Source organism: Mesorhizobium sp. WSM4840 (assembly GCF_055811755.1).
This window is the reverse complement of sequence record NZ_JBVVQD010000045.1, coordinates 1-20,297: the sequence shown is the minus strand read 5'-3', so window position 1 is coordinate 20,297 and position 20,297 is coordinate 1. Positions and strand designations below refer to the sequence as shown.

Annotated in this window: 21 protein-coding genes and 7 pseudogenes; 17 read left to right on the top strand and 11 right to left on the bottom strand. The window is 59.1% G+C overall.

Translation table 11 applies throughout. From position 1 onward, the window contains the following. Window positions 1-16 precede the first annotated feature (16 nt). From AC0L3I_RS33605 to AC0L3I_RS33590, 4 genes are all read left to right on the top strand, one after another. Window positions 17-475 carry a PaaI family thioesterase gene (locus tag AC0L3I_RS33605; protein WP_095494954.1) on the top strand — a complete coding sequence of 153 codons (459 nt, stop codon included), beginning with the start codon at window positions 17-19 and terminating at the stop codon, window positions 473-475. A gap of 4 nt (window positions 476-479) precedes the next feature. After that, window positions 480-1,142, top strand: coding sequence for a 5'-methylthioadenosine/S-adenosylhomocysteine nucleosidase (locus AC0L3I_RS33600; RefSeq protein WP_473529793.1), 663 nt, complete (start codon window positions 480-482; stop codon window positions 1,140-1,142). Window positions 1,143-1,198: 56 nt separating this feature from the next. Beyond that, window positions 1,199-2,761, top strand: a complete 1,563-nt coding sequence (gene guaA / locus AC0L3I_RS33595) for a glutamine-hydrolyzing GMP synthase (protein WP_473529792.1) — start codon at window positions 1,199-1,201, stop codon at window positions 2,759-2,761. A 316-nt stretch (window positions 2,762-3,077) separates the two neighbouring features. Further along, window positions 3,078-4,331: a tyrosine-type recombinase/integrase gene (locus AC0L3I_RS33590; protein ID WP_473529791.1), complete on the top strand. Its 1,254-nt coding sequence runs from the start codon at window positions 3,078-3,080 to the stop codon at window positions 4,329-4,331. On the opposite strand, the gene AC0L3I_RS33585 is transcribed toward AC0L3I_RS33590, so the two are convergent. After that, a complete protein-coding gene (locus tag AC0L3I_RS33585; protein WP_473529790.1) occupies window positions 4,312-4,665 on the bottom strand; it encodes a helix-turn-helix transcriptional regulator in 354 nt (117 codons plus the stop codon). The genes AC0L3I_RS33590 and AC0L3I_RS33585 overlap by 20 nt on opposite strands. Before the next feature lie 317 nt (window positions 4,666-4,982). Here AC0L3I_RS33585 and AC0L3I_RS33580 point away from each other — a divergent pair. After that, window positions 4,983-5,201 (top strand): annotated as a pseudogene (locus AC0L3I_RS33580) (hypothetical protein); the annotation flags it as partial. Between the two features lie 3 nt (window positions 5,202-5,204). Continuing rightward, the gene (locus AC0L3I_RS33575) at window positions 5,205-5,492 is read left to right on the top strand and encodes a membrane dipeptidase (protein ID WP_473529789.1); all 288 of its coding nucleotides are present in this window, start codon (window positions 5,205-5,207) and stop codon (window positions 5,490-5,492) included. Between the two features lie 136 nt (window positions 5,493-5,628). Here the strand turns inward: AC0L3I_RS33575 and AC0L3I_RS33570 are convergent. Continuing rightward, window positions 5,629-6,204 (bottom strand): annotated as a pseudogene (locus AC0L3I_RS33570) (IS6 family transposase); the annotation flags it as partial. Window positions 6,205-6,703: 499 nt separating this feature from the next. On the opposite strand from AC0L3I_RS33570, the pseudogene AC0L3I_RS33565 reads away from it, so the two are divergent. The 3 genes and pseudogenes from AC0L3I_RS33565 to AC0L3I_RS33555 all read left to right on the top strand — a co-directional run. Then, window positions 6,704-7,009: pseudogene (locus AC0L3I_RS33565) on the top strand (twin-arginine translocation signal domain-containing protein); the annotation flags it as partial. A 767-nt stretch (window positions 7,010-7,776) separates the two neighbouring features. After that, a complete protein-coding gene (locus AC0L3I_RS33560; protein WP_473529788.1) occupies window positions 7,777-7,944 on the top strand; it encodes a hypothetical protein in 168 nt (55 codons plus the stop codon). A 121-nt stretch (window positions 7,945-8,065) separates the two neighbouring features. Then, window positions 8,066-8,480 (top strand): annotated as a pseudogene (locus tag AC0L3I_RS33555) (thiolase family protein); the annotation flags it as partial. A 396-nt stretch (window positions 8,481-8,876) separates the two neighbouring features. On the opposite strand, the pseudogene AC0L3I_RS33550 reads toward AC0L3I_RS33555, so the two are convergent. The 3 genes and pseudogenes from AC0L3I_RS33550 to AC0L3I_RS33540 form a co-directional block, all read right to left on the bottom strand. Continuing rightward, a pseudogene (locus tag AC0L3I_RS33550) lies at window positions 8,877-9,933 on the bottom strand (class I SAM-dependent methyltransferase). Between the two features lie 24 nt (window positions 9,934-9,957). Further along, window positions 9,958-10,140, bottom strand: coding sequence for a hypothetical protein (locus AC0L3I_RS33545; protein WP_473529787.1), 183 nt, complete (start codon window positions 10,138-10,140; stop codon window positions 9,958-9,960). Window positions 10,141-10,642: 502 nt separating this feature from the next. Beyond that, the gene (locus AC0L3I_RS33540; RefSeq protein WP_473529786.1) at window positions 10,643-10,870 is read right to left on the bottom strand and encodes a transposase; all 228 of its coding nucleotides are present in this window, start codon (window positions 10,868-10,870) and stop codon (window positions 10,643-10,645) included. A gap of 859 nt (window positions 10,871-11,729) precedes the next feature. Here AC0L3I_RS33540 and AC0L3I_RS33535 point away from each other — a divergent pair. From AC0L3I_RS33535 to AC0L3I_RS33515, 5 genes and pseudogenes are all read left to right on the top strand, one after another. Further along, window positions 11,730-12,026: a hypothetical protein gene (locus AC0L3I_RS33535; RefSeq protein WP_473529785.1), complete on the top strand. Its 297-nt coding sequence runs from the start codon at window positions 11,730-11,732 to the stop codon at window positions 12,024-12,026. A gap of 239 nt (window positions 12,027-12,265) precedes the next feature. Further along, entirely contained in the window at window positions 12,266-12,844 is a 579-nt protein-coding gene (locus AC0L3I_RS33530) for a GIY-YIG nuclease family protein (RefSeq protein WP_473529784.1), read from the top strand. A 59-nt stretch (window positions 12,845-12,903) separates the two neighbouring features. Continuing rightward, window positions 12,904-13,376: pseudogene (locus AC0L3I_RS33525) on the top strand (Ros/MucR family transcriptional regulator). 59 nt (window positions 13,377-13,435) lie between these two features. Beyond that, entirely contained in the window at window positions 13,436-13,672 is a 237-nt protein-coding gene (locus AC0L3I_RS33520) for a hypothetical protein (protein ID WP_473529783.1), read from the top strand. Between the two features lie 127 nt (window positions 13,673-13,799). Continuing rightward, the gene (locus AC0L3I_RS33515; protein ID WP_473529782.1) at window positions 13,800-14,207 is read left to right on the top strand and encodes a hypothetical protein; all 408 of its coding nucleotides are present in this window, start codon (window positions 13,800-13,802) and stop codon (window positions 14,205-14,207) included. A gap of 6 nt (window positions 14,208-14,213) precedes the next feature. Here AC0L3I_RS33515 and AC0L3I_RS33510 read toward each other — a convergent pair whose 3' ends face one another. Then, a complete protein-coding gene (locus AC0L3I_RS33510) occupies window positions 14,214-14,585 on the bottom strand; it encodes a hypothetical protein (RefSeq protein ID WP_473529781.1) in 372 nt (123 codons plus the stop codon). 189 nt (window positions 14,586-14,774) lie between these two features. Continuing rightward, complete coding sequence (gene ligD, locus AC0L3I_RS33505) at window positions 14,775-16,553, bottom strand: DNA ligase D (RefSeq protein WP_473529780.1); 1,779 nt, start codon at window positions 16,551-16,553, stop codon at window positions 14,775-14,777. A 127-nt stretch (window positions 16,554-16,680) separates the two neighbouring features. On the opposite strand from ligD, the gene AC0L3I_RS33500 reads away from it, so the two are divergent. Further along, complete coding sequence (locus tag AC0L3I_RS33500) at window positions 16,681-16,965, top strand: DUF982 domain-containing protein (RefSeq protein ID WP_473529779.1); 285 nt, start codon at window positions 16,681-16,683, stop codon at window positions 16,963-16,965. A gap of 20 nt (window positions 16,966-16,985) precedes the next feature. Here AC0L3I_RS33500 and AC0L3I_RS33495 read toward each other — a convergent pair. The 4 genes and pseudogenes from AC0L3I_RS33495 to AC0L3I_RS33480 all read right to left on the bottom strand — a co-directional run bounded on the left by AC0L3I_RS33495 (window position 16,986) and on the right by AC0L3I_RS33480 (window position 18,027). Next, window positions 16,986-17,248 (bottom strand): annotated as a pseudogene (locus AC0L3I_RS33495) (hypothetical protein). A gap of 2 nt (window positions 17,249-17,250) precedes the next feature. After that, the gene (locus AC0L3I_RS33490; protein ID WP_473529778.1) at window positions 17,251-17,598 is read right to left on the bottom strand and encodes a hypothetical protein; all 348 of its coding nucleotides are present in this window, start codon (window positions 17,596-17,598) and stop codon (window positions 17,251-17,253) included. A gap of 109 nt (window positions 17,599-17,707) precedes the next feature. Then, window positions 17,708-17,836 carry a hypothetical protein gene (locus AC0L3I_RS33485; protein WP_473529777.1) on the bottom strand — a complete coding sequence of 43 codons (129 nt, stop codon included), beginning with the start codon at window positions 17,834-17,836 and terminating at the stop codon, window positions 17,708-17,710. Window positions 17,837-17,847: 11 nt separating this feature from the next. Beyond that, complete coding sequence (locus AC0L3I_RS33480; RefSeq protein WP_473529776.1) at window positions 17,848-18,027, bottom strand: hypothetical protein; 180 nt, start codon at window positions 18,025-18,027, stop codon at window positions 17,848-17,850. Window positions 18,028-18,636: 609 nt separating this feature from the next. On the opposite strand from AC0L3I_RS33480, the gene AC0L3I_RS33475 reads away from it, so the two are divergent. Together AC0L3I_RS33475 and AC0L3I_RS33470 are read left to right on the top strand one after the other, a co-directional pair. Beyond that, entirely contained in the window at window positions 18,637-19,725 is a 1,089-nt protein-coding gene (locus AC0L3I_RS33475; protein WP_473529775.1) for a hypothetical protein, read from the top strand. Between the two features lie 107 nt (window positions 19,726-19,832). Continuing rightward, on the top strand, window positions 19,833-20,111 hold the full coding sequence (locus tag AC0L3I_RS33470) for a hypothetical protein (protein ID WP_473529774.1): 279 nt from the start codon (window positions 19,833-19,835) through the stop codon (window positions 20,109-20,111). The last annotated feature ends 186 nt before the right edge of the window (window positions 20,112-20,297 follow it).

The following is a 20,297-nucleotide window of genomic DNA, read 5'->3' as shown; positions in this document are numbered from 1 at the left end:
AGGAGCGTGACAAGCTATGGCAGCAGAGATCGTACCCGCCCCCAACTATGAGGATCGCGTCAGAACGTCCTTCGCGCGCCAGAACGCCATGACCACCATCGGCGCCGAGCTGACGCTGGTGACGCCCGGCATCATCGAGATCGAGATGCCCTATTCGGCGGCGCTGACCCAGCAGCATGGCTTTCTTCATGCCGGCGTCATTTCGACGGCGCTGGACTCAGCCTGCGGATATGCGGCGTTCTCGCTGATGCCGGAAAGCTCCAGTGTGCTAACCATCGAGTTCAAGGTCAATCTGCTGGCCCCGGGCCGGGGCGAGCGCTTCCTGTTCCGCGGCTCGGTGACCAAGCCCGGCCGCACCATCATCGTCGCCGACGGCCAGGCCTATGCCTTCGCCGTCGACGGCGAGGCCAAGCTGATCGCCACCATGACCGGAACGATGATGACGGTGGTCGGTCGCGATGGCATTGAAGGCTGATCCGATGCGCAAGGCCGTCAGAATTGCGGGTAGGGACGTCCTCTTCGTGATGGCGGCGCAGGCCGAATACGGCCCGCATCTGCAGCGGCTGTTCACGCCTGTCATGACCGGCGTCGGGCCGGTCGAGGCCGGCGTCAGGCTGGGCGCGGAACTGTCATGGCTGAAGACTGAAAAGGCGCTGCCGGACCTCGTCGTCTCGCTCGGTTCGGCCGGCAGCCGGACACTGGAACAGACGGAAATCTACCAGGCCGTTTCGGTCGCCTACCGCGACATCGATGCCTCGCCTCTGGGCTTCGAGAAGGGGGCGACGCCGTTTCTCGACCTGCCGGTGACCGTGCCGCTGCCGTTCAGGATTCCAGGCATAGGAGAGGCGACGCTGTCGACCGGCGCGGCGATCATTTCCGGCAGCGCCTATGATGCGATTACCGAGGACATGGTCGATATGGAGACCTTCGCCTGCCTGCGAGCCTGCCAACTGTTCGGCGTGCCGCTCGTCGGCCTGCGCGGCATTTCCGACGGGGCTGCCGATCTCAGGCATGTCGGCGACTGGAAGGAGTATCTCCATGTCATCGACGAGAAGCTGGCGGATGCGGTGACACGGCTGGAACAGGCGATCGGCTCCGGTGCACTGCAGTTTGGACCATCGCATGACGCGGAAACGGAGTGAGAGAGACGCCTTCGCAACCCATTGCGCCGACTCGTTTCTTTCTCTAAACGCTCGCCATGAAGATAGCCAATCACCCCGACACCGTCCTGATTGTCGATTTCGGCAGCCAGTTCACGCAGCTCATCGCACGCCGTATCCGCGAGGCCGGCGTGTTTTCCGAGATCGTTCCGTTCCAGTCGGCCGAAGCGGCGTTCAAGCGCATCAAGCCGAAGGCGGTGATCCTCTCCGGCGGCCCGGCCTCGACCGGCGACATCGGCAGCCCGCGCGCGCCGCAGATCGTCTTTGACGCCGGTGTGCCGGTGCTCGGCATCTGCTATGGCCAGATGGCCATGTGCGTGCAGATGGGCGGCATCGCCGAAAGCTCCGACCATCGCGAATTCGGCCGCGCCTTCGTCGAGATCCAGAAGGACAGCCCGCTGTTCGAGGGCCTGTGGGCGCCCGGCCAGCGCCACCAGGTGTGGATGAGCCACGGCGACCGCGTCATCTCCCTGCCCAAGGGGTTCGAGGTGTTCGGAAAATCGGAAGGCTCGCCCTTCGCCATCTTCGGCAATGTCGAGCGCAAGATGTACGGCATCATGTTCCACCCCGAAGTGGTGCACACGCCGGACGGCGCCAGGCTGCTGCAGAACTTCGTCCACAAGATCGCCGGCATCGAAGGCGACTGGACGATGCACGCCTACCGCGAACACGCGGTCGAGACGATCCGCAAGCAGGTCGGCAAGGGCAAGGTCATCTGCGCGCTTTCGGGCGGCGTCGATTCGTCGGTCGCCGCACTGCTGATCCACGAGGCGGTCGGCGATCAACTCACCTGCATCCTTGTCGACCACGGTTTGATGCGCAAGGACGAGGCATCAGGCGTGGTAGAGATGTTTCGCCAGCACTACAATCTGCCGCTCATCCTGGTCGACGCTTCTGACCGTTTTATCGGCGCGCTCGAGGGCGAAACGGACCCGGAAAAGAAGCGCAAGACCATCGGCCGGCTGTTCATCGAGGTGTTCGAGGAAGAGGCCGAGAAGCTCGGCGGCGCCGACTTCCTGGCGCAGGGCACGCTCTATCCCGACGTCATCGAAAGCGTCTCCTTCACCGGCGGTCCGTCGGTTACCATCAAGTCGCACCACAATGTCGGCGGCCTGCCCGAGCGCATGAACATGCAGCTGGTCGAGCCGCTGCGCGAACTGTTCAAGGACGAGGTGAGGGCGCTCGGCAAGGAACTCGGCCTGCCCGACAGCTTCATTGGCCGGCATCCGTTTCCCGGCCCCGGTCTCGCCATCCGCTGCCCGGGCGGCATCTCTCGCGAAAAGCTGGAGATCCTGCGCGAGGCCGATGCCATCTATCTCGACGAGATCCGCAAGGCCGGCCTCTACGACGCCATCTGGCAGGCCTTCGCCGTGCTGCTGCCGGTGCAGACCGTTGGCGTGATGGGCGATGGCCGCACCTATGAATTCGTCTGCGCGCTGCGCGCCGTCACCTCGGTCGACGGCATGACGGCGGATTTCTACCACTACGACATGGCGTTCCTCGGCGCCGCCGCCACCCGCATCATCAACGAGGTGCGCGGCATCAACCGCGTCGTCTACGACGTGACGAGCAAGCCGCCGGGCACAATCGAGTGGGAATAAAGCTCGGTCGTTCGCCAGCATTTGGTGGCTATCGGCGGCCTACATTTAACTCATTGAACTGTACTCGTTTTCCTCTCTTTACCTATCGCTGACTATCGCCCACAAGCGGAATCATTTGGCGGTAGACGTGACGGCATCCCTTCCCTCATCATCCTACCTTGAAGCTAGTACCGTCACGACCTTGCTTCCTAGTACGTTAGCTAATCTCTAGGTAAGCCGTTGAATTTTCGACGATATGATCGGGCCTTGACGGTAAAATCGATGACGGTAAAATCTGACGCTCGATATGTGGCCACGCGCTTAGATTGTCCTCGCCATGCTTACTGACATTGCACTTAAGAAGCTGAAACCAAAAGACAAAATGTACAAGGTCACTGATCGTGACGGTATGTACGCCACGGTGTCCCCCGCAGGGCAGATCTCGTTCCGATACGACTACCGAATGAATGGTCGGCGAGAGACAGTCACGCTAGGCCGCTATGGTGAGGGTGGCATCTCGCTAGCAGAGGCGCGCGACCGCTGCATTGCCGCTCGAAAAATGGTGGCAGCCGGACAATCGCCGGCGCATGAAAAGCAGCGTGAAAAGCGGCGCCTGTCTGCAATGGCCACCTTCGGCGATGCCGGCGGGGACTGGTTTAAGAAGGCCAAGATGGCGGATAGCACGCGCTCAATGCGCAAAGCCATCTTCGATCGAGACATCTTGCCGATTTGGGACAAAAGGCTCCTCACAGAAATAACAGCTGACGACTTGCGGGCGCTCTGCGCAAAGGTGCGCGACCGCGGCGCGCCGGCAACAGCCATTCATGTCCGGGATATTGTTAAGCAGATCTATGGTCATGCCATTCTGCACGGCGAGAAGATTCCCAATCCAGCGGACGAGGTAGGACCGGCCTCGATTGCCACGTTCGAGGCAAAAGACCGAGCATTGTCTCCCGCAGAAATCCGAATCATGCTGAACGAGTTGGAAAATGTGCCAACGTTGCCGACGATACGGCTCGGCCTAAAGCTGATCCTGCTCACCATGGTTCGGAAGGGTGAGCTGCTGGACGCGACGTGGGACGAAGTCGATTTTGAGAACGCTGTTTGGAGCATTCCCAAAGAGCGAATGAAACGGAAAAAGCCGCATAACGTCTACCTGTCCCGCCAATCCCTCGATATCCTGATTGCGCTCAAGACTTGCGCAGCGAACTCGCGATACGTGCTGCCATCTCGCTATGACGCCGACGAACCCATGTCGCGCGCCACCTTCAATCGGGTCACCATGGCCATTGTCGACCGCGCAAAAAAACAAGAATTGCCACTTGCGCCCTTTACAGTGCACGACCTACGCCGGACCGGCTCGACACTCCTAAACGAGATCGGATTCAATCGCGACTGGATCGAAAAATGCCTTGCCCACGAAGACAGCCGTACCTCGCGCGGTGTTTATAACAAGGCTGAATATGAGCCGCAGCGTCGTCATATGCTGCAGGAATGGGCGGACATGGTTGAGGCATGGGCGGCAGGCAAGAAGCACACGCCCGTACTCCAGCCGGCTGCCGGGGCGGCGATCATCCTCGATCCGATTTGACAGGTCTCGTCTTCCGCGACCGCACGTCTGGACCTGGGGCAATTTCGATCGCGCCGGCAGACGATGCGTTTCGCCTTGCCTGAACCCAGGCTTCGACCTCCGCCAGATCCCAAACAACACAGCGGGGGGTCAGATTGAAGCGTCTTGGGAACTCGCCACGCTGTTCCATCTCATAAATGGTCGTGTCCGATAAGGGGACGATTTCTCGCAATTGTGACCGGCGGACAGTTCGCACGACTTGTCGCGCCTGAATGTGCGGCAAAACGGGGAGGGACCCGTCTTCTGGTATGCTTTGGCAGCTTTCGGGTTGAACAGGTTTCTGCCATTTGACCATGTGTATTACCGGGAAGACTCCTTGAGAGCGAATGATCGCGTGTCTGCCCCAATTCCGATATAGCTCTCAATTACGACCACATCGTCGTCTTTGACCAGCAGGCGGACCTCATCAAAGGGGAGCATTCCCTAGCGGAACCTCAGGCCTGTTTCTCAAGCATTTTGATTTTGGGAACGTCGGAAACTTCCGGTCAGTGGGTTAGGGTCCGTCGGCGCGCAGACATTCGAGTCTCTTGCTCCTCCGGCAAATGCTGGAGTGTTCGACATAGAGAGCGTCCTTCGATTTCACGCCTACAACCCTGAAAACATTGGGCCTGCAAGGCCATTGCGGACGTGCCGCGCAATCTTTCCGACGACATGATCGAAGCACTGGGGCGCAAGGGCGGCCTGCTCGGCATCAACTGCTTCCCATGCTCGCAATCGCTGGATTTTACGCGCGCCCTGCAGAAGCGCACCGCCGAACTCAAGGGAAAAACCGTAGAGGCGAATGGCATCGGCGAGACGAAGAACGCGGCCGGCGAGCTCTTCGCCAGTTGAACTATGATCGACAGGCAATTGTACGAGATGTGCACCGCCGGCGGAATTCCCTTCCCGCCCTTGTCTCCGGTCGTCGACCACGTCCGGCACACCGCGCAATTTGCAGGCGCATCCAATGTCTTCAGCGGTACCGACAGCGGCGCAGTGGACTTCAAGATCGTGGGACTGGAAGATTGCTCCAAATTGCCCAATCTGACGGCTGCTCTTCTGGAGAGTGGCTTCTCCGAGGCCGAGACGATCGGGATAGTCGGGAAGAACGTTCTGGATTTCCTCGATCATCACGACGCGTAGCTCCTTTCCGACGACGGCCGGGACGAACCCATTTGGCTTTGTCTTGGCTGTCGAGCGGGGTTGCGGGCGTTGTCACGTTGTTTGAAATGTGGCCACGTGAGGCCGACACCGAACTTTTCAGGCAGCACCCACGGCGTTCCCACGCGGCCATGGCCTGGCGTCGATGGATTTGAATTTGTGCTGCGGAAGCGGTTGGTCTTGGATGGGACGAAGAGGTTTCGGACGGCGGAGGAGATCGACACGAAATGCTGCAATGAGCCGACTGACCGGAAATCTTGTCGCGTTCGCTCCCGTTTCGGCACGGCAGGTGAGAATGCTCCGCCCGTTTGTTCAAGCCTTATGCGAGTAGTGTTCTACGTTCGGCATGACTTGGCGTTTGGCCGCCCGGTAGTAGCGCAGGCGCCTGGCTGCCTTGGTGTTGCGGCGCGTCTGGACGATCTCGTCGAGCACATATCCGTCCTGATCAACCGCTCTCCACACCCAGGATTTCTGACCGTTGATGCGCACCACGACTTCATCGAGGTGCCAGACATCGTTTTCGTCGGCGCCTTGCGGCGTATGCGGCGGGCATAATCAGGCCGTGCATTCGGCACCATCGGCGGATGGTCTCGTGGGAAACGACAATCCCGCGATCGAGCAGCATTTCCCCGACATCGCGCAGGCTCAGATTGAAGCGGAAGTAGAGCCAGCTAGCACGGGCCACAATTTCGATCCGGTATCAGTGGTTCTTGTAGGTCGGTGCACTCACAGTCATGGGCGCGCTGCCACCTCAATTTCCTTACCGCTCAATCATGTGACAGCGCCCTTTCGGCGCAGCACCGCATGCACACGGCGATCCCGTAGATCGCAAGTCCTCGATGACCATCCTCGATCGCGGCGACGAGGTCGCCTTCGGGCTGCGGAGACCGGCCGCGCCAGACTGGCCTGCTGCTGATTGTTCGATCACACGTCATTTCGTCAAGTATCGATTGTCGCGCATCTCGGAACCAGATCCGCCCTGCGTGTGAACCATCTTGAAACGAGATGATGTGAGACGACAATCGGTATTTGACCACTACCATTTAAATAGAGATTCTTTGGCCGCTCGCTTCCGCTGATCTTGATAAAGCGCTGACATTAGCACCAGACAGCCTAGCGGGCTGGGGAAGAAAGTCGGCTCGTGAACGAGCCGCAATTCTCCAGGAACAATGAATGGGAGGAGGAGCATCTCAATGTCGCAGGAACTCGACTATCTCAGCCGCCGTTTAGCTGCGGGTCGGCTGAGCCGACGTGAATTTCTCGGACATGCGACGGCGCTCGGCGTTTCAGCCACGTTCGCAAATTCGATCCTCGCCAGCGCTGCGCGCGCATCTATGCGTACTGTTCCAGTTAAGCGCGTTTACGAGAAACCTGTACTGACCCCGCTGGGCCACATGGCGCAGGTCACTCAGAAATCAGGGGCTGAGGGGCCGGTCCGCGGCGGTGTCATCGGGGGCGGCCTTAGTGGTGCTGGGGCAGCCGACAGTCTCGATCCGGCGCCGTCCTCGACGGTTATATCAAGGTCGTGGATATGATTAGGCGCTTAGCGTTATCGCGAGGAACGTCAGCGAAGGAACTTCAAGTGCGTCGTAACGACACTCGCTCCTGCGAAACGTGAAGCCGTGGGATCATCACCTAACTGAAGGAACCGGAGCTATCGCCGAACAGCGACAATCACCGCAATAGGTCGTCAGCGGAATGGCCTCTTCCTGATAGTTTCGTCCTGATTGCGGACGGTCAGCTTTTGGCTCCACTAGCTACCGTTTCAGCTTGGCCCGATCCGAGGCGGTGCGGGCCACAACACATGGTGGAAAAGCCCTACTCTCGGCTTCAGTGCGCGCCAGTTGGCAACGGCGGCCCTCGGCGAGCATGTGGGGAGCCGAAATCCTGCCCTGGAACGATTTTGCGAAGAAACGGCAGTGCGGCCCCTTTCAGGGGCGTCGTCGCTGAAAGGCCCTCGGCGAAGGTGGCCCGGACTTCGTACGCAGGTCAGAAGCTGACGTCCTCCTTCGGATACTCCATCCTCGTCGGATGCCCCTCGATGTCGGGTGGCATTCTGAGTTCGGGCACGCTGAAGAAGGTCATGAAAGTGCTGCAGAAATAGAGCCGAGATATTAGAACGTTTTCTCTGCGAGTCCTTCGGACAAAGAACGCAGTGAAAATGCTCTCATAGGCAATCTGTCGGCGGAGCCGCTCTCGATTTTTCTAAGTTCGTTCAGCCTTCCGCCGTGCCGCTTTCGATGTTCGCGCGCCCGGCAACATCAAGATGACGATCTACGGAAATTATGGCATTCGCGCCGCAACGACTGCGATGCGCATCATCGCGGATGGCGGCGTGCAAAACGTCTACAAGGGTAGCCTGCCCGTCGAAGAGATCTTCCGGCTCCAGAAGATGGACCAGGTCAAGGCCGACGAAAAGCGGTTTCTGAGATAGGGCATGCAAAGCCGCTAAAGCGCTCTCCCAAATCAGGCAGAATTCGGCATCTCCATTGTCGAAGATGGAGATGCCGTATCGGCGTTTTGACCTCGACCAGATCGCAGCGTGTGCTGAGATGGAGGCGGAGCTGATCGTCGCGGGAGGCGTCGAGAGCATGTCCCATGCGCCTTTCGTGATGCCAAGGCGACCAGCGCCTTCGCCCGCACCAATTCGGTCGAGGACACGACTATCGGCTGGCGCTTCGTCAACCCGCTGATGAAGGCGCAATACGGCGTCGACTCCATGCCGGACGGCGGAGACCGTGGCCGAGGATTCCCACATCTCGTGCGAGGATCAGGACCTCTTCGCCCTGCGCGCGCAGCAGAAAGCGGGTTGCGATGGAGAACGGGCGCCTCGCGCACGAGATCGTTCCCATGTCCATCCCGCAGCGGCAGGGTGATCGTGCCGTGGTCTCCGAAGACGAACATCCGCACGACGCTCGAAGGCCTGCAAAACTCAAGACCTTTGTGAGGGCCGACGGCACTGTGACAGCGGCAACGCTTCGCCAAAGGCGAATTGCGGGTGAGGGCTACGGCCCCTGCCAAGTCAATCCCATTTGAGATCAAACGCGGTGAGCGTGCCGCTTCTAAAAGGGCGATTTTCCCATTGACGTGAAAATATCAGTCCTATGTCCATAGATTAAATGGAATATCCTTTCACCCTCGCTTTTCGCCGGGCTATCCCGCGGCGCACTTGGCGCATCTGGTGGCCGCAGCGAGGGAAAGAATCTGCCGCCGGACATCGACTTCAGTGGTTTAGAGAAGGCGGCTCGGCAGCGACCTCTGCGTAAACCCAGACGCCTAGAAGATGTGCCTGATAAGCGTGCGTCCGGATTTTTGGCCGTGATCTTCATCAAATGCGATGACCTGCAATTTCTGGCGACGGCCGCGCTAAGGGCGGGCCTCCAGCACCATGTTGAACGGCGTCTCCGCGGCGCGACGGAATCGCTTGAAGCCGCCGCCGGTCACCACCTTGCGCAGCCTCGCCTCGCCGGCCTGGGCGCCAAGCCCGAGCCCGACTTCCTGTGACACGGACGCAGGGGTACACAGGAACGTGGAAGCGGCATAGTAAACGCGTCCGACGGGATTGAGTTTGCCGCCAGATGATCATGCGCGAACGGCTCGACGATCATCCACGTGCCATCCGGCTTGAGCGATCCGTGGACATGGGTGGCTGCGCCCGTCGGGTCGCCCATGTCGTGAAGGCAATCGAAGAAAGCGACGAGGTCATAGGTGCCGGGATAGGTCATGGCGGCCGCCACCTCGAAGCGCGTGTTGGCGCCGACGCCGGCTTCCTCGGCGGCCTTGCGGGCGCGCTCGATCGAAGGGGCGTGATAATCGAAGCCGACGAAGCGCGAATTGGGGAAAGCACGTGCCATGAGCACGGTCGATGCGCCATGACCGCATCCGACATCCGCAACGTCCACGCCGCGTTCGAGCTTCTCGACGACGCCCTCCAGAGCCGGCAGCCAGGAGTCGATCAGATTGGCATGGTAACCTGGCCGAAAGAACCGTTCCGTGCCGCAAAACAGACACGCGCTATGATCGTCCCATGCAACCCCTTGCCGGACTGGAATGCCTGCCTGACCTTTTCTTCATCGAGCCACAGCGCGGATAGGAACTCGAATGCGCCAGCCATGAACGCCGGGCTATCCTCATCGGCGAACACCAACTCCTGCTCGGCGTTGAGATAGAACTCGTCACGGACTTCATCGTAGTCGACATAGCCTGCGGCCGCCTGCCCGGAAAGCCATTCCCTTACAAGGCGTTCCTGGGTGCCGGTGCGTGTCGAAAGCTCGGCGGCCGTCATCTTGCCGCCTTCGCGCAATGCCTTGAACAAGCCGAGTCTGTCCCCCAGCAAGACCCCCGCGCCGGTAGCGATCGCGCCGAGATCGCCGACCATTTTCCCCAAGAATGTCTCCAACTTTTCCTGACTCGCTTCAGACATTGGATTCCCCTTGTGGGCGCGATGTTACGGACCTTCCACCACAGCTATGGGCGATCGGCGCAGGTGATCGGGGATGACGACCACCTCTATGCCGTCATCAAGCAGGGAACCCGTCAATTTGCCCTCGTCGGTAACGGGCGGAGCCGGAGTGGTCGTCACCAGGGCAAGCGCGGTCGCAGCAGGTATCCTGGGCAGCCCTTCAGACATCGATGGCTCCGGTTGTGGTGACGAGACGGGCGATGAGCAAGTTCGGGGCGAAGTGATTTTTTCCGCGGCGGCGGTATGTTTTGGTGGGGTGATCATGCGACCTCTTCTTGGTCGGTCACGTGTTCGCCGATGACATGCATGTACTGTGCCAGATGAGAAAACCATTTAAACGCATTCCAGTAGATCTGACTGTATCCAACATTGTCGGAAATTGGACAGCGCCGAACGCGAAGCGCTCGGGGCTTGTGACGATACTTGCGCGTGCTGCTTCGGAGGAGGATATGATGCCCCTCGAACCGGCCGTGAGGCCTTCCTGCCATTTAAGGCGCCAGATCAATCGAACGCCCATACCAGTCAGCCGTCCCGTCGCTTAGTCCAACACGTTTTTAGCTTACCGTGGCGATCCACCTCAGCGCGCTCACGCCATCCACCTTTTGCGCGACTCCAAGCTAAACACGCTCTGCGATGATTAGGATACCGACTACATCTGGTCCCGGCCGGCTTAGCTCGCCCGCGAAACTTGAGGCGTTCGTCGATCGGATAGCGGTTTCGATTCAGGAGACCTGTTTCGTGATGCGGCCACGATAGGCCGGTCCCTCACCGACTGCCGCACGCTTCGGAAGAGGCCAAGATAGGCGACAAGCCTCTGTGGATCGCTGAAGCGCCGAATGTTGCCGATTGCCGCGGCAACGCTCGCAGCCACGGTGACGTCGAGGCCGGGCAACGTCATCAGGCGACGGACTGTGGGATCCTAATGGGCATGCACCGCGATATCCGCCTCGACCACCGTCAACGCCTGTTGATCTGATTAATCAAGCCGAGGTGGCGCTCGATGGTGGCGCGCTTATCCGCAGGCAATATTTGCCTCGTCAGCCATTTGCGCCCGCTGATCCCGACGAGGTTCCCATGCGGACATTGCATTGTGGAATGCGCATCCGGCCAGCGTGTTCGTAAGGCGTGCAGGTCGCCGCGGCAGTGCCGATGGGCTGCGAGAACGGATTGATGCCTGGATTACTCAGCCACCTACCGGCGGAGGGTGATTTTGGCCCCGGCTCCTATCGCCATTTTTCTTCCACAGCATGAATTCGATCTTGCCGGGGGATATTAAGATGCTCCGGAAGATCAGGATACCGAATTGTATAACCGTCGCCGCGAAATCAGCGCTGCTACCCGTTGCAACATAGTTTTCCCGCCGTACCTTTCCCTGGGGAGTGTCGAACACAAATCGCGTCGAATTAATCCACGATGGTGCGCCGGCCCCGCCATTTTCGGGAATGGCTCCACCCCCGCCACTTCCAACGCAGTGCGGATCGCCTTTCGATTCGCGATAGTAGTAGACGGTACGCCGTCCTCGGACTCCGCGCGTCTGACAGGTTGCCACTCCTGAGCTATCAGCGGCGGCTAAATCCTCCGCGCTCCACCGCCCCAACGCACGCGCAGCCCGCATCTGAGCACCGGTGACGGCCACCTTCTAGAAGCACTAGCACTGTCAAAAGTCCCCGGATTGGCTTTTCGGTCTCGCAATCTCTGCGGTAAACCGATTATGCTGCTGACCAAAGCGACTGCCGCCATAATCGGAGACTACCCTGATGCATGAACGGAATGAAAATGCGAAGCGCGCCCGCGAAATCCTGAAGGCCTGCGGGATCGATATATGCACAGCCTTCGAGGCGCTGGATGGGCGGCAAATCGATGCGCTGCTTGCACATCTGGATCAGCATCGGTTCAACAAGTACGGCCCTATGAGCAAACTTCGCCAACCGCCGGGCAGCGTCAATTCGCGAGTGCGATCGTTTCATGGCCTGCTTCAGGGCCGCGCTGCACTCCGGCAGCCTCGAATCGCTGCATCAGTGGGTACTGAACTCAGGTCGAAGAATGAAGAGTAGCTTGGCGGCTGGTCGCTTCTCTCAGCTAGGCTCCCGCAGTCGGTTAGTCCTATGTGCTCGGTGGCTACGGTGAAGAGATAGCCCGCGATCTCGCTCGCGGTGGCGCCTTCGTCCATCAGCATGACGTAGCCCCTGTTGCGTATGCGTCGTATTCGTCGGTGACCTCTGGTATGCCGTAGAGACCGATAGGATCCGCAGCATCATCGACCAAATCAGCGGCCGCTGGTAGCTTTGGCGGCATGAGCAAATCCGAAAAGATTCGCGAATTCGCTAAATCCGGCATGACCACGGCCGAGATCGCTCGCGCCCTCGGCATCCGTTATCAACATGCCTACGGTGTGCTTCAAGGTTCAAACCTTGGCCAGGAAGGTCGCGACGGGCGCCCCTCCGATACGATCACGGCCAAACCTGACAAAGAGCCGCTTCATGTGGGGATGCTTGTCGCTGGCGGCTTTGAGCATGTCGGAAGCTGGATCCTCTCGCCGGATCAGCGGCTGATCATCGATCGAGATCTTCCCAAGGCGGTGGGCGTATATGCTTTTGCAAAGGACCACGTCGTTCTGTACGTCGGCGTTGCGACGATGGGTCTAGCCAAGCGGCTTTACTTCTATGGCCGTCCCGGAGTTTCGCAGCGGACAAGCCTTCGCATCAACGCAACGATCATCTCTGAGTTGGCGGCGCATCCTAGAATAGATGTCTACGCTGCCTTTCCAAGCGATATGGAGTGGAATGGCCTCCCGGTTCACGGCAGCGCTGGGCTTGAGTTAGGTCTGATCAAAAAATACGCCCTCCCTTGGAACATGCGTAGCGCCAGATAAGGTTGCGCGCTCCGTGTTTCCTGATAAGGACGGATGGAGCCAAGAGGGGCGATCTAACAATGGCAAACGAGGGTGAAGCAACTACAAGCGCAGGTTTGTTGGAACTCACTGCGGACATTGTGGCGGCCTACGTACAAAAGAACGCGGTGCCTTTGAGCGACCTTCCCAATTTGATCGCCAGCGTTAATTCTGCATTGCAAGGTATCGGACGGTCTTCGGAGCCATCCGAACCTGAACTCATTCCCGCGGTCAATCCCAAGAGGTCGGTATTTCCAGACCACATTATCTGTCTGGAAGACGGCAAGAAATTCAAATCCCTAAGCGACACCTCGGAGTCCACTACGGCCTCACGCCGGAGGAATATCGGGCCAAATGGGGGTTGGCGCGAGACTACCCGATGGTGGCACCAAACTATGCGGCTCAACGATCGGCCCTCGCAAGGTCCAGCGGCCTCGGCCGCAAGGCAGTTGCAGCAGCAGCGTTAAAGAAGGTCGCAGCCAAAAAGCCTGCTGGTCGACGGCCGAAGTCCTGAGCATGGTGATCCCAATGGGTAGAGGCACAGTCTTGGGCGCAATTATATGGCTCGGACTGATGGCATATCCTTCATCAGCACAGGAGTCCTTTGAAGGTTACGACTGCACTGCCGACTGTTCAGGCCATGAAGCAGGGTACGATTGGGCGGAGCGAAATGGCGTAACGGAGGCCAATGACTGCGATGGCAACAGTCAATCCTTCAACGAAGGCTGTCAGGCGTTTGTGGAAGAGCAGCAGCCTTTGCCCGACGAAGAAGACACATCCGACGAAAACGACGAGGACGATTCAGAATAGAAGTTCTTCATGATTGCTGGTGGCGAGGAACTCGTTTGTTTCAGCGCTCTCGCCGAAATCGGGCTGCTGCTTGTGCTCTCTGGACTCGTAACCCCAACGGAAGCATTCTCCCCTTGGGGAGACGGCGATGGGCAAGATTGTTCAGCCATGGGCTAGACGGCAAAGGGCATGGTGGCGTCCGTTTTTGAGCGGCCGTCTTGCAATCGTTTTAGGGCTACTTGGAGCAACGTCCCTCGCTTACGTCGCGACAGACCCTAGGCATGATCTTCCGCGTGTCCATTCCTACGGCACTTCACCAAGCCGGATTACCTCGCGCAAGGTGGGCTGCGACATCAAGGGGAACATCAACGAACGTGGCGAGCATATCTATCACATGCCCGGCCAAGAATATTATCTGGCCCACTCGTGTGAATCCGGCTCGAGGGGAGCGCTGGTTCTGCTCGCAATGGGAAGCATGGTGGGCGGGTTGGCGAAAGGCCAAGGTTTAATGGCGGCGCAAATTATGGCTCTCCATTGGTTCAATCCTCCGGTCTGAGCCAAGCTAGCGCTGCTGTGTATCCTCTTTCTCCACCACACCCTTGCAGCGGCTATCGCCGAAGCCGGATTGATTAGGGTCGATTTCGACCTCGACCAGACCGCCTTTTTCCATCCCCTTTTTGCTGATCAATGTCCCAGCCGGAACAATACACGCCGTCAAGTTCAGGAGGCGTGTCACGTCAAGAAGAGAAATTGGCCGATCGTTCTGCAAATCAGGCCACCCGAGTTCAATGGTGCGCCGCGCCTGAGCAATCGCCCTCTGATCACGCCAAACAACTACGTTATCGATAGCAGACCGACCCCATAGCACTTCACTTGCAGTCGCGTGACCAATGAGGAGCAGCAACACCCCGCCCGTAATGAGAAGTTTGGACATGCAGCATCCTTTTGCTGAGATAGCATTTCTGAGTTAGATCGTCGCCAAGCAAGAAATCCGGAAAAGCTCGAGGCATGAGCACGTCAGACGACATTCGTAGCTTGGCCGAACTGGGCATGGCAACCGCGGACGTCGCCCGCAGGTTGGGCATTAGATTTCAACATGCAAGGTTCTTAGAGACGCAAGGGCCTACGCTACCCTTCGGGCAGCAACCCTGAATGGATGATCCATGTCGAAGGCGTCTGGGCGGATACATCGCTCGACCTGTTTCCATGTCACAGGATGGGCAATTGGGAAGCCGGGCCGAGCTCGTGGGGAGAACGCTCCGACCGCCGTGTTGCCTCGTCCGTTGCGAAGGTAATCGACGAAAATACGGCCCTTTCGGGCGGAAGGTGCAGCGGACAGGAGATAACGATTCGGGTGAGTCCGAACGAGCCGTTGGGCGAACGACCGAGCGAGGGTCCGGGCATGATCGTGTGTGATCTTCGTCTCAAGCGGGGCCATCAGGTGAATACCCTTGCCGCCCGTCACCTTCGGCCAGCTCTTTAGGCCTTCTGCTTCCATGATGTCGCGGAGCCCCAGCGCAGTCGCGATGATCTCCTCCCATTCGACACTCTCGCCCGGATCGAGGTCTAGAACAATGTGGTCGGCATGTTCGATGTCGTCAACGGTGGCATTCCAAGGGTGCAGCTCAACAGCATCCATCTCAACCAGCCCCAGCAACCCAGCAAGATCGTCAACCCACACCCGGACCCCTTCGCCACCCTCCCGCTTCTGCACCCGCAACTGATGTACGGCAGCAGGAATCTCCGGCAAATTGCCCTTGTGATAGAAAGTCACCCCACGACTATGGCGAACAAGCTTGAGCGGTCGGTGGCCCAAATGGACGAGTGCTTGATCGGCCACGTTCTCCCAGTAACGCGCAAGTTCGTCTTTGGGAGGAGAGACGGCGTCCGGCAGCAGTTGCAGAATGTTCTCGCGAGGAATCCCATGTTCTCGGGCAGCATCTCGTCCCTTTGAAGGGCCGGGAGGCTTCGCCGGTATCGTTGCGAGGTCCTCGCGGATGCCCTTGAACACTGCCTCACGCAAGATGCCGCGGTCCGTCACCCCACTAAACTGCACCTCGGCCATTACATCTGGTCTGACCCACGTCGCTTTTGGCTTCACTATAGGCTCTGAGAGAGGTGATTTGCTGATTATCAGCGGGTCAAGCCGCTCTCGAAGCAGTTGCGCAATCTTCAGCGTATAGCCGCTGCGAGCCTTCCCGGCATAGAGTAATCGGTCTCCCTCGCGGCGCCCCACGTAGAGTGACGCAACGCGGCGCGGGCGAGCGCCGAGTTTCTCGACGAACGCCACGATAGGAAAAGTGTCGCTCTTGATGCATTTGACCTTGAGCCAACTGGTCTGAACGCCTGAGCGGTACATGGCATCGGTGCGCTTGGACACGATGCCCTCCAATCCCATCCGGCAGGCATGTTCAAATACGTCCATACCGCTTAGCTCCAGATGCTCGGCATAGGTTAGTGTCGGGGCTGAGTCCCTCAGCAGCTTCTGTAGCGCGGCTTTGCGTTTCAGTAGTGGCTGCTGCCTGAGATCTCGCCCGTTGAGGTGGAGCAGGTCAAACGCATAGAAGATGATCCTAGGCGAGTTTGGGTTGCCCAACTCCCGTTCCAAGGCTTGGAAGTCGGGCAGCCCAGTGTCGCCGAGAACGACGGCCTCTCCATCGATGATCGCCGCCTTAACCGACAGGCGCGCCGCTGCTTCCACTATTCTTCGGTATCGATGCGACCAGTCGTAGCCCCGGCGGGTGAAGGCCCTTGCTGCACCGCCCTCAATGATCAACTCGGTGCGATAGCCGTCGTACTTGATTTCGTGAAGCCATTGGCTGCCTCCGGGCGCCTTTTCGACCAGTGTGGGTGACTGAAATTCAATGAACGAGAGCCGACCCTTGCTAACCTTCAAACTCATTAGAAACTCCTGAACCATCCACCCAAACCTAGCCGCCAAGGATAGGTTCCGGAACACGGCAGGCCAGCAGGGGTTGCGCGGGGCCGGGGCACAAGCCGGTTCCCCGATCCTTGGCGCCAACCGGGGCGTGGCTGACGGAACTCTTAGTTTAGAGGTCAATTATGTAGATATGTCGCTCCATTGGTTCTCACCCCCGGTTCCCGTCAAGACCGGCCGCCCGGGCGTCACATACGAATGCAACAACGTCGAGGGAGCCGCCGAGCAGCTCCTGAAGTGGACCAAGCGCGGCCCTAAGTGGCACAGCGCGGTGCAACTCTGCATGGATGCGATGATCGATCAGGCGAAGCCCGAAGTGGTTCGCAGGGCGTTCCTTGAGGCCGCCAAAGAGGAGGGAAAGCTACTGCCGCCGTAGCTCTTAGGTGGGACGGAAGCTCATTCCATATCAGGCACGTCGCCGCTGACCAACAATGTCGTCGGCTCGCCGTATTCGCCTACCGCCGGGTTGGCGTCGCGCGACCACGCAATAACGCCGGCATGTTTCCCCGCCAGACCCTTGGCGGTTCTTATCGCCCGGTTTTCAGTCTGCTGCTCGGCTGGCCCAAAGACAGGCTGAGGTCGCCGCTTTCGTCGGGGTCGAAGGCAGTGACCACGATGAGCTTAGGGGTTTTCTGCTGTGGGAGGATGCTCTCTGACATGCTCATTGTCTTTCGTTGAACCGCCGCTCAGCTGCCACGGAGGCGAGCTTATCCATTGGCAGGATTTGGCGTACGGAGTCGCTCGATTCTCGTAAACCAGTTGCAACGGCACCGGCTATTGGCACCATCGGCAGTTCCCGCTTTGGAGCTTTCTGTTGGCCCTTTAGGTCTGCGATTTCCTCGTCACGTCTTGCTATTCGGCTTTCCAGATTGGCGATACGCTCGGTCAGCAAGTGGCGCCCGACTACGAAGCCGCCGCCTCCGAAGAGAACGGCAAACGTCGCAAAGACGGCCGGGTTCGCCAGCACCAGCGCCGAGTTGGCTTCCAGAAAGCCGATAAGGTCATGCATCGGGCAACATCCTCATCGCGTGAGCGCCCACGGCTCAGCCCAAGATGGCAGGCGTATCATCGTAGCTGACATGCACCAAGCCCGGATGACGATCTGCAAGGGCGACTATTTAGGTCTCACAGTTGTAGGCCATGAGCGCCTTCACGGTCTCAAGCGGGCTGTCATAGCGAGCGATAAGCTTCTCCGCCTCAGAGTGCAGTTCCGCCTTGGCCTCGGGGTCCAGATGCATGATGCCCATTTTGGTGCCTCCTACCGTGTCGCCCGGCGCGGTGCCGACAGGGCGTCAAGCCGCTCCTGAAGGTGGCCGTTAAGGACGATCATTTCCTTAAGCGCCTTCACTGCATCGCCCTTGTGCTGTGCAATGAACTTATCGGCGATTGCCTGAAGGGCGGCTTCCTGGCGGTTGTCCAGCGTCACAATGCGGTCCATGACAGTGCCTCCAAACGTTCTATGGGGAGTGAACAAAATAGGAACAAAACTGTCAAGAGCGAATTGACCAGAGGAGGAATGAGTTCCTATTCTTGGTTCATGCCTGACCCTGGTGGAAGACGTAAGCGCGGCGGCGAATGGACCCTCAGCAATGCCCATGAGGTTGGGCAGCTTGTGCGCGTTCAATGCGGGCTCTGCAACGTCAAGCGTTGGTATCAGCCGAAGGACCTGATGGAAATCTTTGGGGACGTTGAGGCCGCACTGGTGGGGAGCAAAATGAATTGCGAGAGGTGGGGCAAGAACGACTGCATGCATGTTGAGACACAGAGCCCGTCGGCACGAGAACGGCAGGGCATTCGAGTGAGACGGCTTGCTGAGATAAGAATGGCGCGGCGGGTGGTCTGGAGGGATGAGGACTGAGGAAGGCTGCTTTCGGCCCCAAAATGACCATGAGCAGCGAGGTTTGGTGGAAAACGGAACGTCCGCTGTCGGCGCGCCCTCCAGCAAATTTCCACCACATCCCGGAACTAACGATCGCTTCATCGGGATTGGCTGATAGCTTAGGCACGTCTTGGCATGACATGACTGCGGGAGGATGCCCCCTTGAGAATGAGATATCTGCTAGCAGCCTCACTCGTTGTGGCGATCGTCCTGACGCTCAGATGGGAATGGCGGGAGCCCCATCACTTCGAGGATGAGGTCATGCGAGCCGCGCTGGCAGAGGAAGTTCGCCGGGACGACACCCGTTGCCCGCTCAGCAGCAAAGCTGTGGAGCAGGCTCGGCCATGGGTTCTTGCAGCCTGCGCGGCAGGCGGGCTCGGCTGGCATGAGGCAGCGGCGAAGTATGGCGACGATGCAGCCAGAGTGTTCCTCGTCTATGGCGAGGATGCGGACTTCGTGGAGGTTTTCGACCGTCTCGGCCATCCGGTCGTGCCGGTGATTGCTTATTTCGTGAAGAATGGATCGTCGCAGTACTTGTTGCAGGAAACCGTCGGTCAGGGCCTCTCGAGCCTGTGGGACGACCGGCAGGTGGGATTCGGCCTCGCCGAGATTTCGCCGGAGCAATATGGGCTTATTGCCATTCACGAGCTCAAGGATCGCGGGCATGAGATGCTGTCGGAGTTCGAGATCGTTGACGGAACAGCAGTCCGCAGACAGTTCACCCGCACGCTGCTTGGTGCCAAGAACATAGTCCTGGGCGGCGTTTCCGATCTGGAAGGGGTGATCACCCGCGGTGAGCGGCTTCCGACCTGGGGCGAGATGGGTTGGGCGGCCTTCGATGCGGCAATCGTCGTCGGGGGCATGGGCGCCGCAGCCAAGGCATTGCGCGTTGCGAGGGCACCGGTGGCCGCAGCTGGTCGCGGAACTGTGCGGATAGCACATCTGAGGGCCGCAGGCAAAGGTGCGTTCCAATCGCTTTCCGCCGTCGGTACCGCAGCCGGTGTCGCCGCCGTCGTCGCACTTCCCTACGTGGCGATCACGCGACCTCACCTTCTGACAGACGCGGCCGGTTGGATAGCCGGACAAGCAGGTCTCCCGGCCTGGCTCGGCGCCTTTGCGGCCTACCTTATACTCTGTCTTGTCCTGGCTTCTCTGCTGAGGATGGTTCTGGCGCCGCTGGTCTGGACGCTGCGAATGCTGAGCAAGATCGTTGGACGACTCGCCGGTGCCGGCGGTGTCCGATCCGCGGCAGCCTAAATCCCGCGCACAGCGCCAATGGCGGGTTATAAATGGTGGAATGCTAACCCTTCAGTCATTGGAGTCGCGATCTTGAATGCCTTCAGGTTTTAGGGGAGATTAAGCCGATGATAAAAGCCGATATGCCGTTCGCCCTTATGCTGGAGATGCACGCCGTGGTCTTAGGCGTTCCAGCGCTTATTCTGCTGGCATCAGCCGCAATCGTTGCATTGATACGCCCTTGGCGCTTTTCTTCATCGGTCGGCTTGGCTTGCAAACTGGCTTCAGGAGTTGGCATCATGGCTGTGGCAGTTGTGGTGGCACAGGGAGCATTTCTTCTCGACTTTGGCACGCTGTTAGAGGATCCACGCTATCGTTCTCACTTCGTCTGTGAACCCTGCTTTTGAGTCCGCAAAGGGGCCGTAGAACGAACCCGCTGCGCGGGATGGGCGCGTGGGGATGAGGTAGAGATCACGAACCGGGCGTCGCGGCTGCGTTGAGCGTCGTCCTGCAGCGGCAGAGCATGACGGGCTTCTTCAACAAGGAGCCTGACCATGCCCTATCCTGTTCTTGATGCACCTATCAGTCCACTT

Coding starts and splice junctions, on each gene's coding strand:
- guaA (WP_473529792.1), top strand. CDS start 1,199: ATGAAGATAGCCAATCACCCCGACACCGTCCTGATTGTCGATTTCGGC.
- AC0L3I_RS33585 (WP_473529790.1), bottom strand. CDS start 4,665: ATGGTCAAATGGCAGAAACCTGTTCAACCCGAAAGCTGCCAAAGCATA.
- AC0L3I_RS33515 (WP_473529782.1), top strand. CDS start 13,800: ATGGGCAAGATTGTTCAGCCATGGGCTAGACGGCAAAGGGCATGGTGG.
- AC0L3I_RS33470 (WP_473529774.1), top strand. CDS start 19,833: ATGATAAAAGCCGATATGCCGTTCGCCCTTATGCTGGAGATGCACGCC.
- AC0L3I_RS33510 (WP_473529781.1), bottom strand. CDS start 14,585: ATGTCCAAACTTCTCATTACGGGCGGGGTGTTGCTGCTCCTCATTGGT.
- ligD (WP_473529780.1), bottom strand. CDS start 16,553: ATGAGTTTGAAGGTTAGCAAGGGTCGGCTCTCGTTCATTGAATTTCAG.
- AC0L3I_RS33520 (WP_473529783.1), top strand. CDS start 13,436: ATGGCATATCCTTCATCAGCACAGGAGTCCTTTGAAGGTTACGACTGC.
- AC0L3I_RS33545 (WP_473529787.1), bottom strand. CDS start 10,140: ATGTCTGAAGGGCTGCCCAGGATACCTGCTGCGACCGCGCTTGCCCTG.
- AC0L3I_RS33475 (WP_473529775.1), top strand. CDS start 18,637: ATGAGATATCTGCTAGCAGCCTCACTCGTTGTGGCGATCGTCCTGACG.
- AC0L3I_RS33540 (WP_473529786.1), bottom strand. CDS start 10,870: ATGACGTTGCCCGGCCTCGACGTCACCGTGGCTGCGAGCGTTGCCGCG.
- AC0L3I_RS33600 (WP_473529793.1), top strand. CDS start 480: ATGCGCAAGGCCGTCAGAATTGCGGGTAGGGACGTCCTCTTCGTGATG.
- AC0L3I_RS33605 (WP_095494954.1), top strand. CDS start 17: ATGGCAGCAGAGATCGTACCCGCCCCCAACTATGAGGATCGCGTCAGA.
- AC0L3I_RS33485 (WP_473529777.1), bottom strand. CDS start 17,836: ATGGGCATCATGCATCTGGACCCCGAGGCCAAGGCGGAACTGCACTCT.
- AC0L3I_RS33575 (WP_473529789.1), top strand. CDS start 5,205: ATGATCGACAGGCAATTGTACGAGATGTGCACCGCCGGCGGAATTCCC.
- AC0L3I_RS33535 (WP_473529785.1), top strand. CDS start 11,730: ATGCATGAACGGAATGAAAATGCGAAGCGCGCCCGCGAAATCCTGAAG.
- AC0L3I_RS33590 (WP_473529791.1), top strand. CDS start 3,078: ATGCTTACTGACATTGCACTTAAGAAGCTGAAACCAAAAGACAAAATG.
- AC0L3I_RS33480 (WP_473529776.1), bottom strand. CDS start 18,027: ATGGACCGCATTGTGACGCTGGACAACCGCCAGGAAGCCGCCCTTCAG.
- AC0L3I_RS33530 (WP_473529784.1), top strand. CDS start 12,266: ATGAGCAAATCCGAAAAGATTCGCGAATTCGCTAAATCCGGCATGACC.
- AC0L3I_RS33490 (WP_473529778.1), bottom strand. CDS start 17,598: ATGCATGACCTTATCGGCTTTCTGGAAGCCAACTCGGCGCTGGTGCTG.
- AC0L3I_RS33560 (WP_473529788.1), top strand. CDS start 7,777: ATGACGATCTACGGAAATTATGGCATTCGCGCCGCAACGACTGCGATG.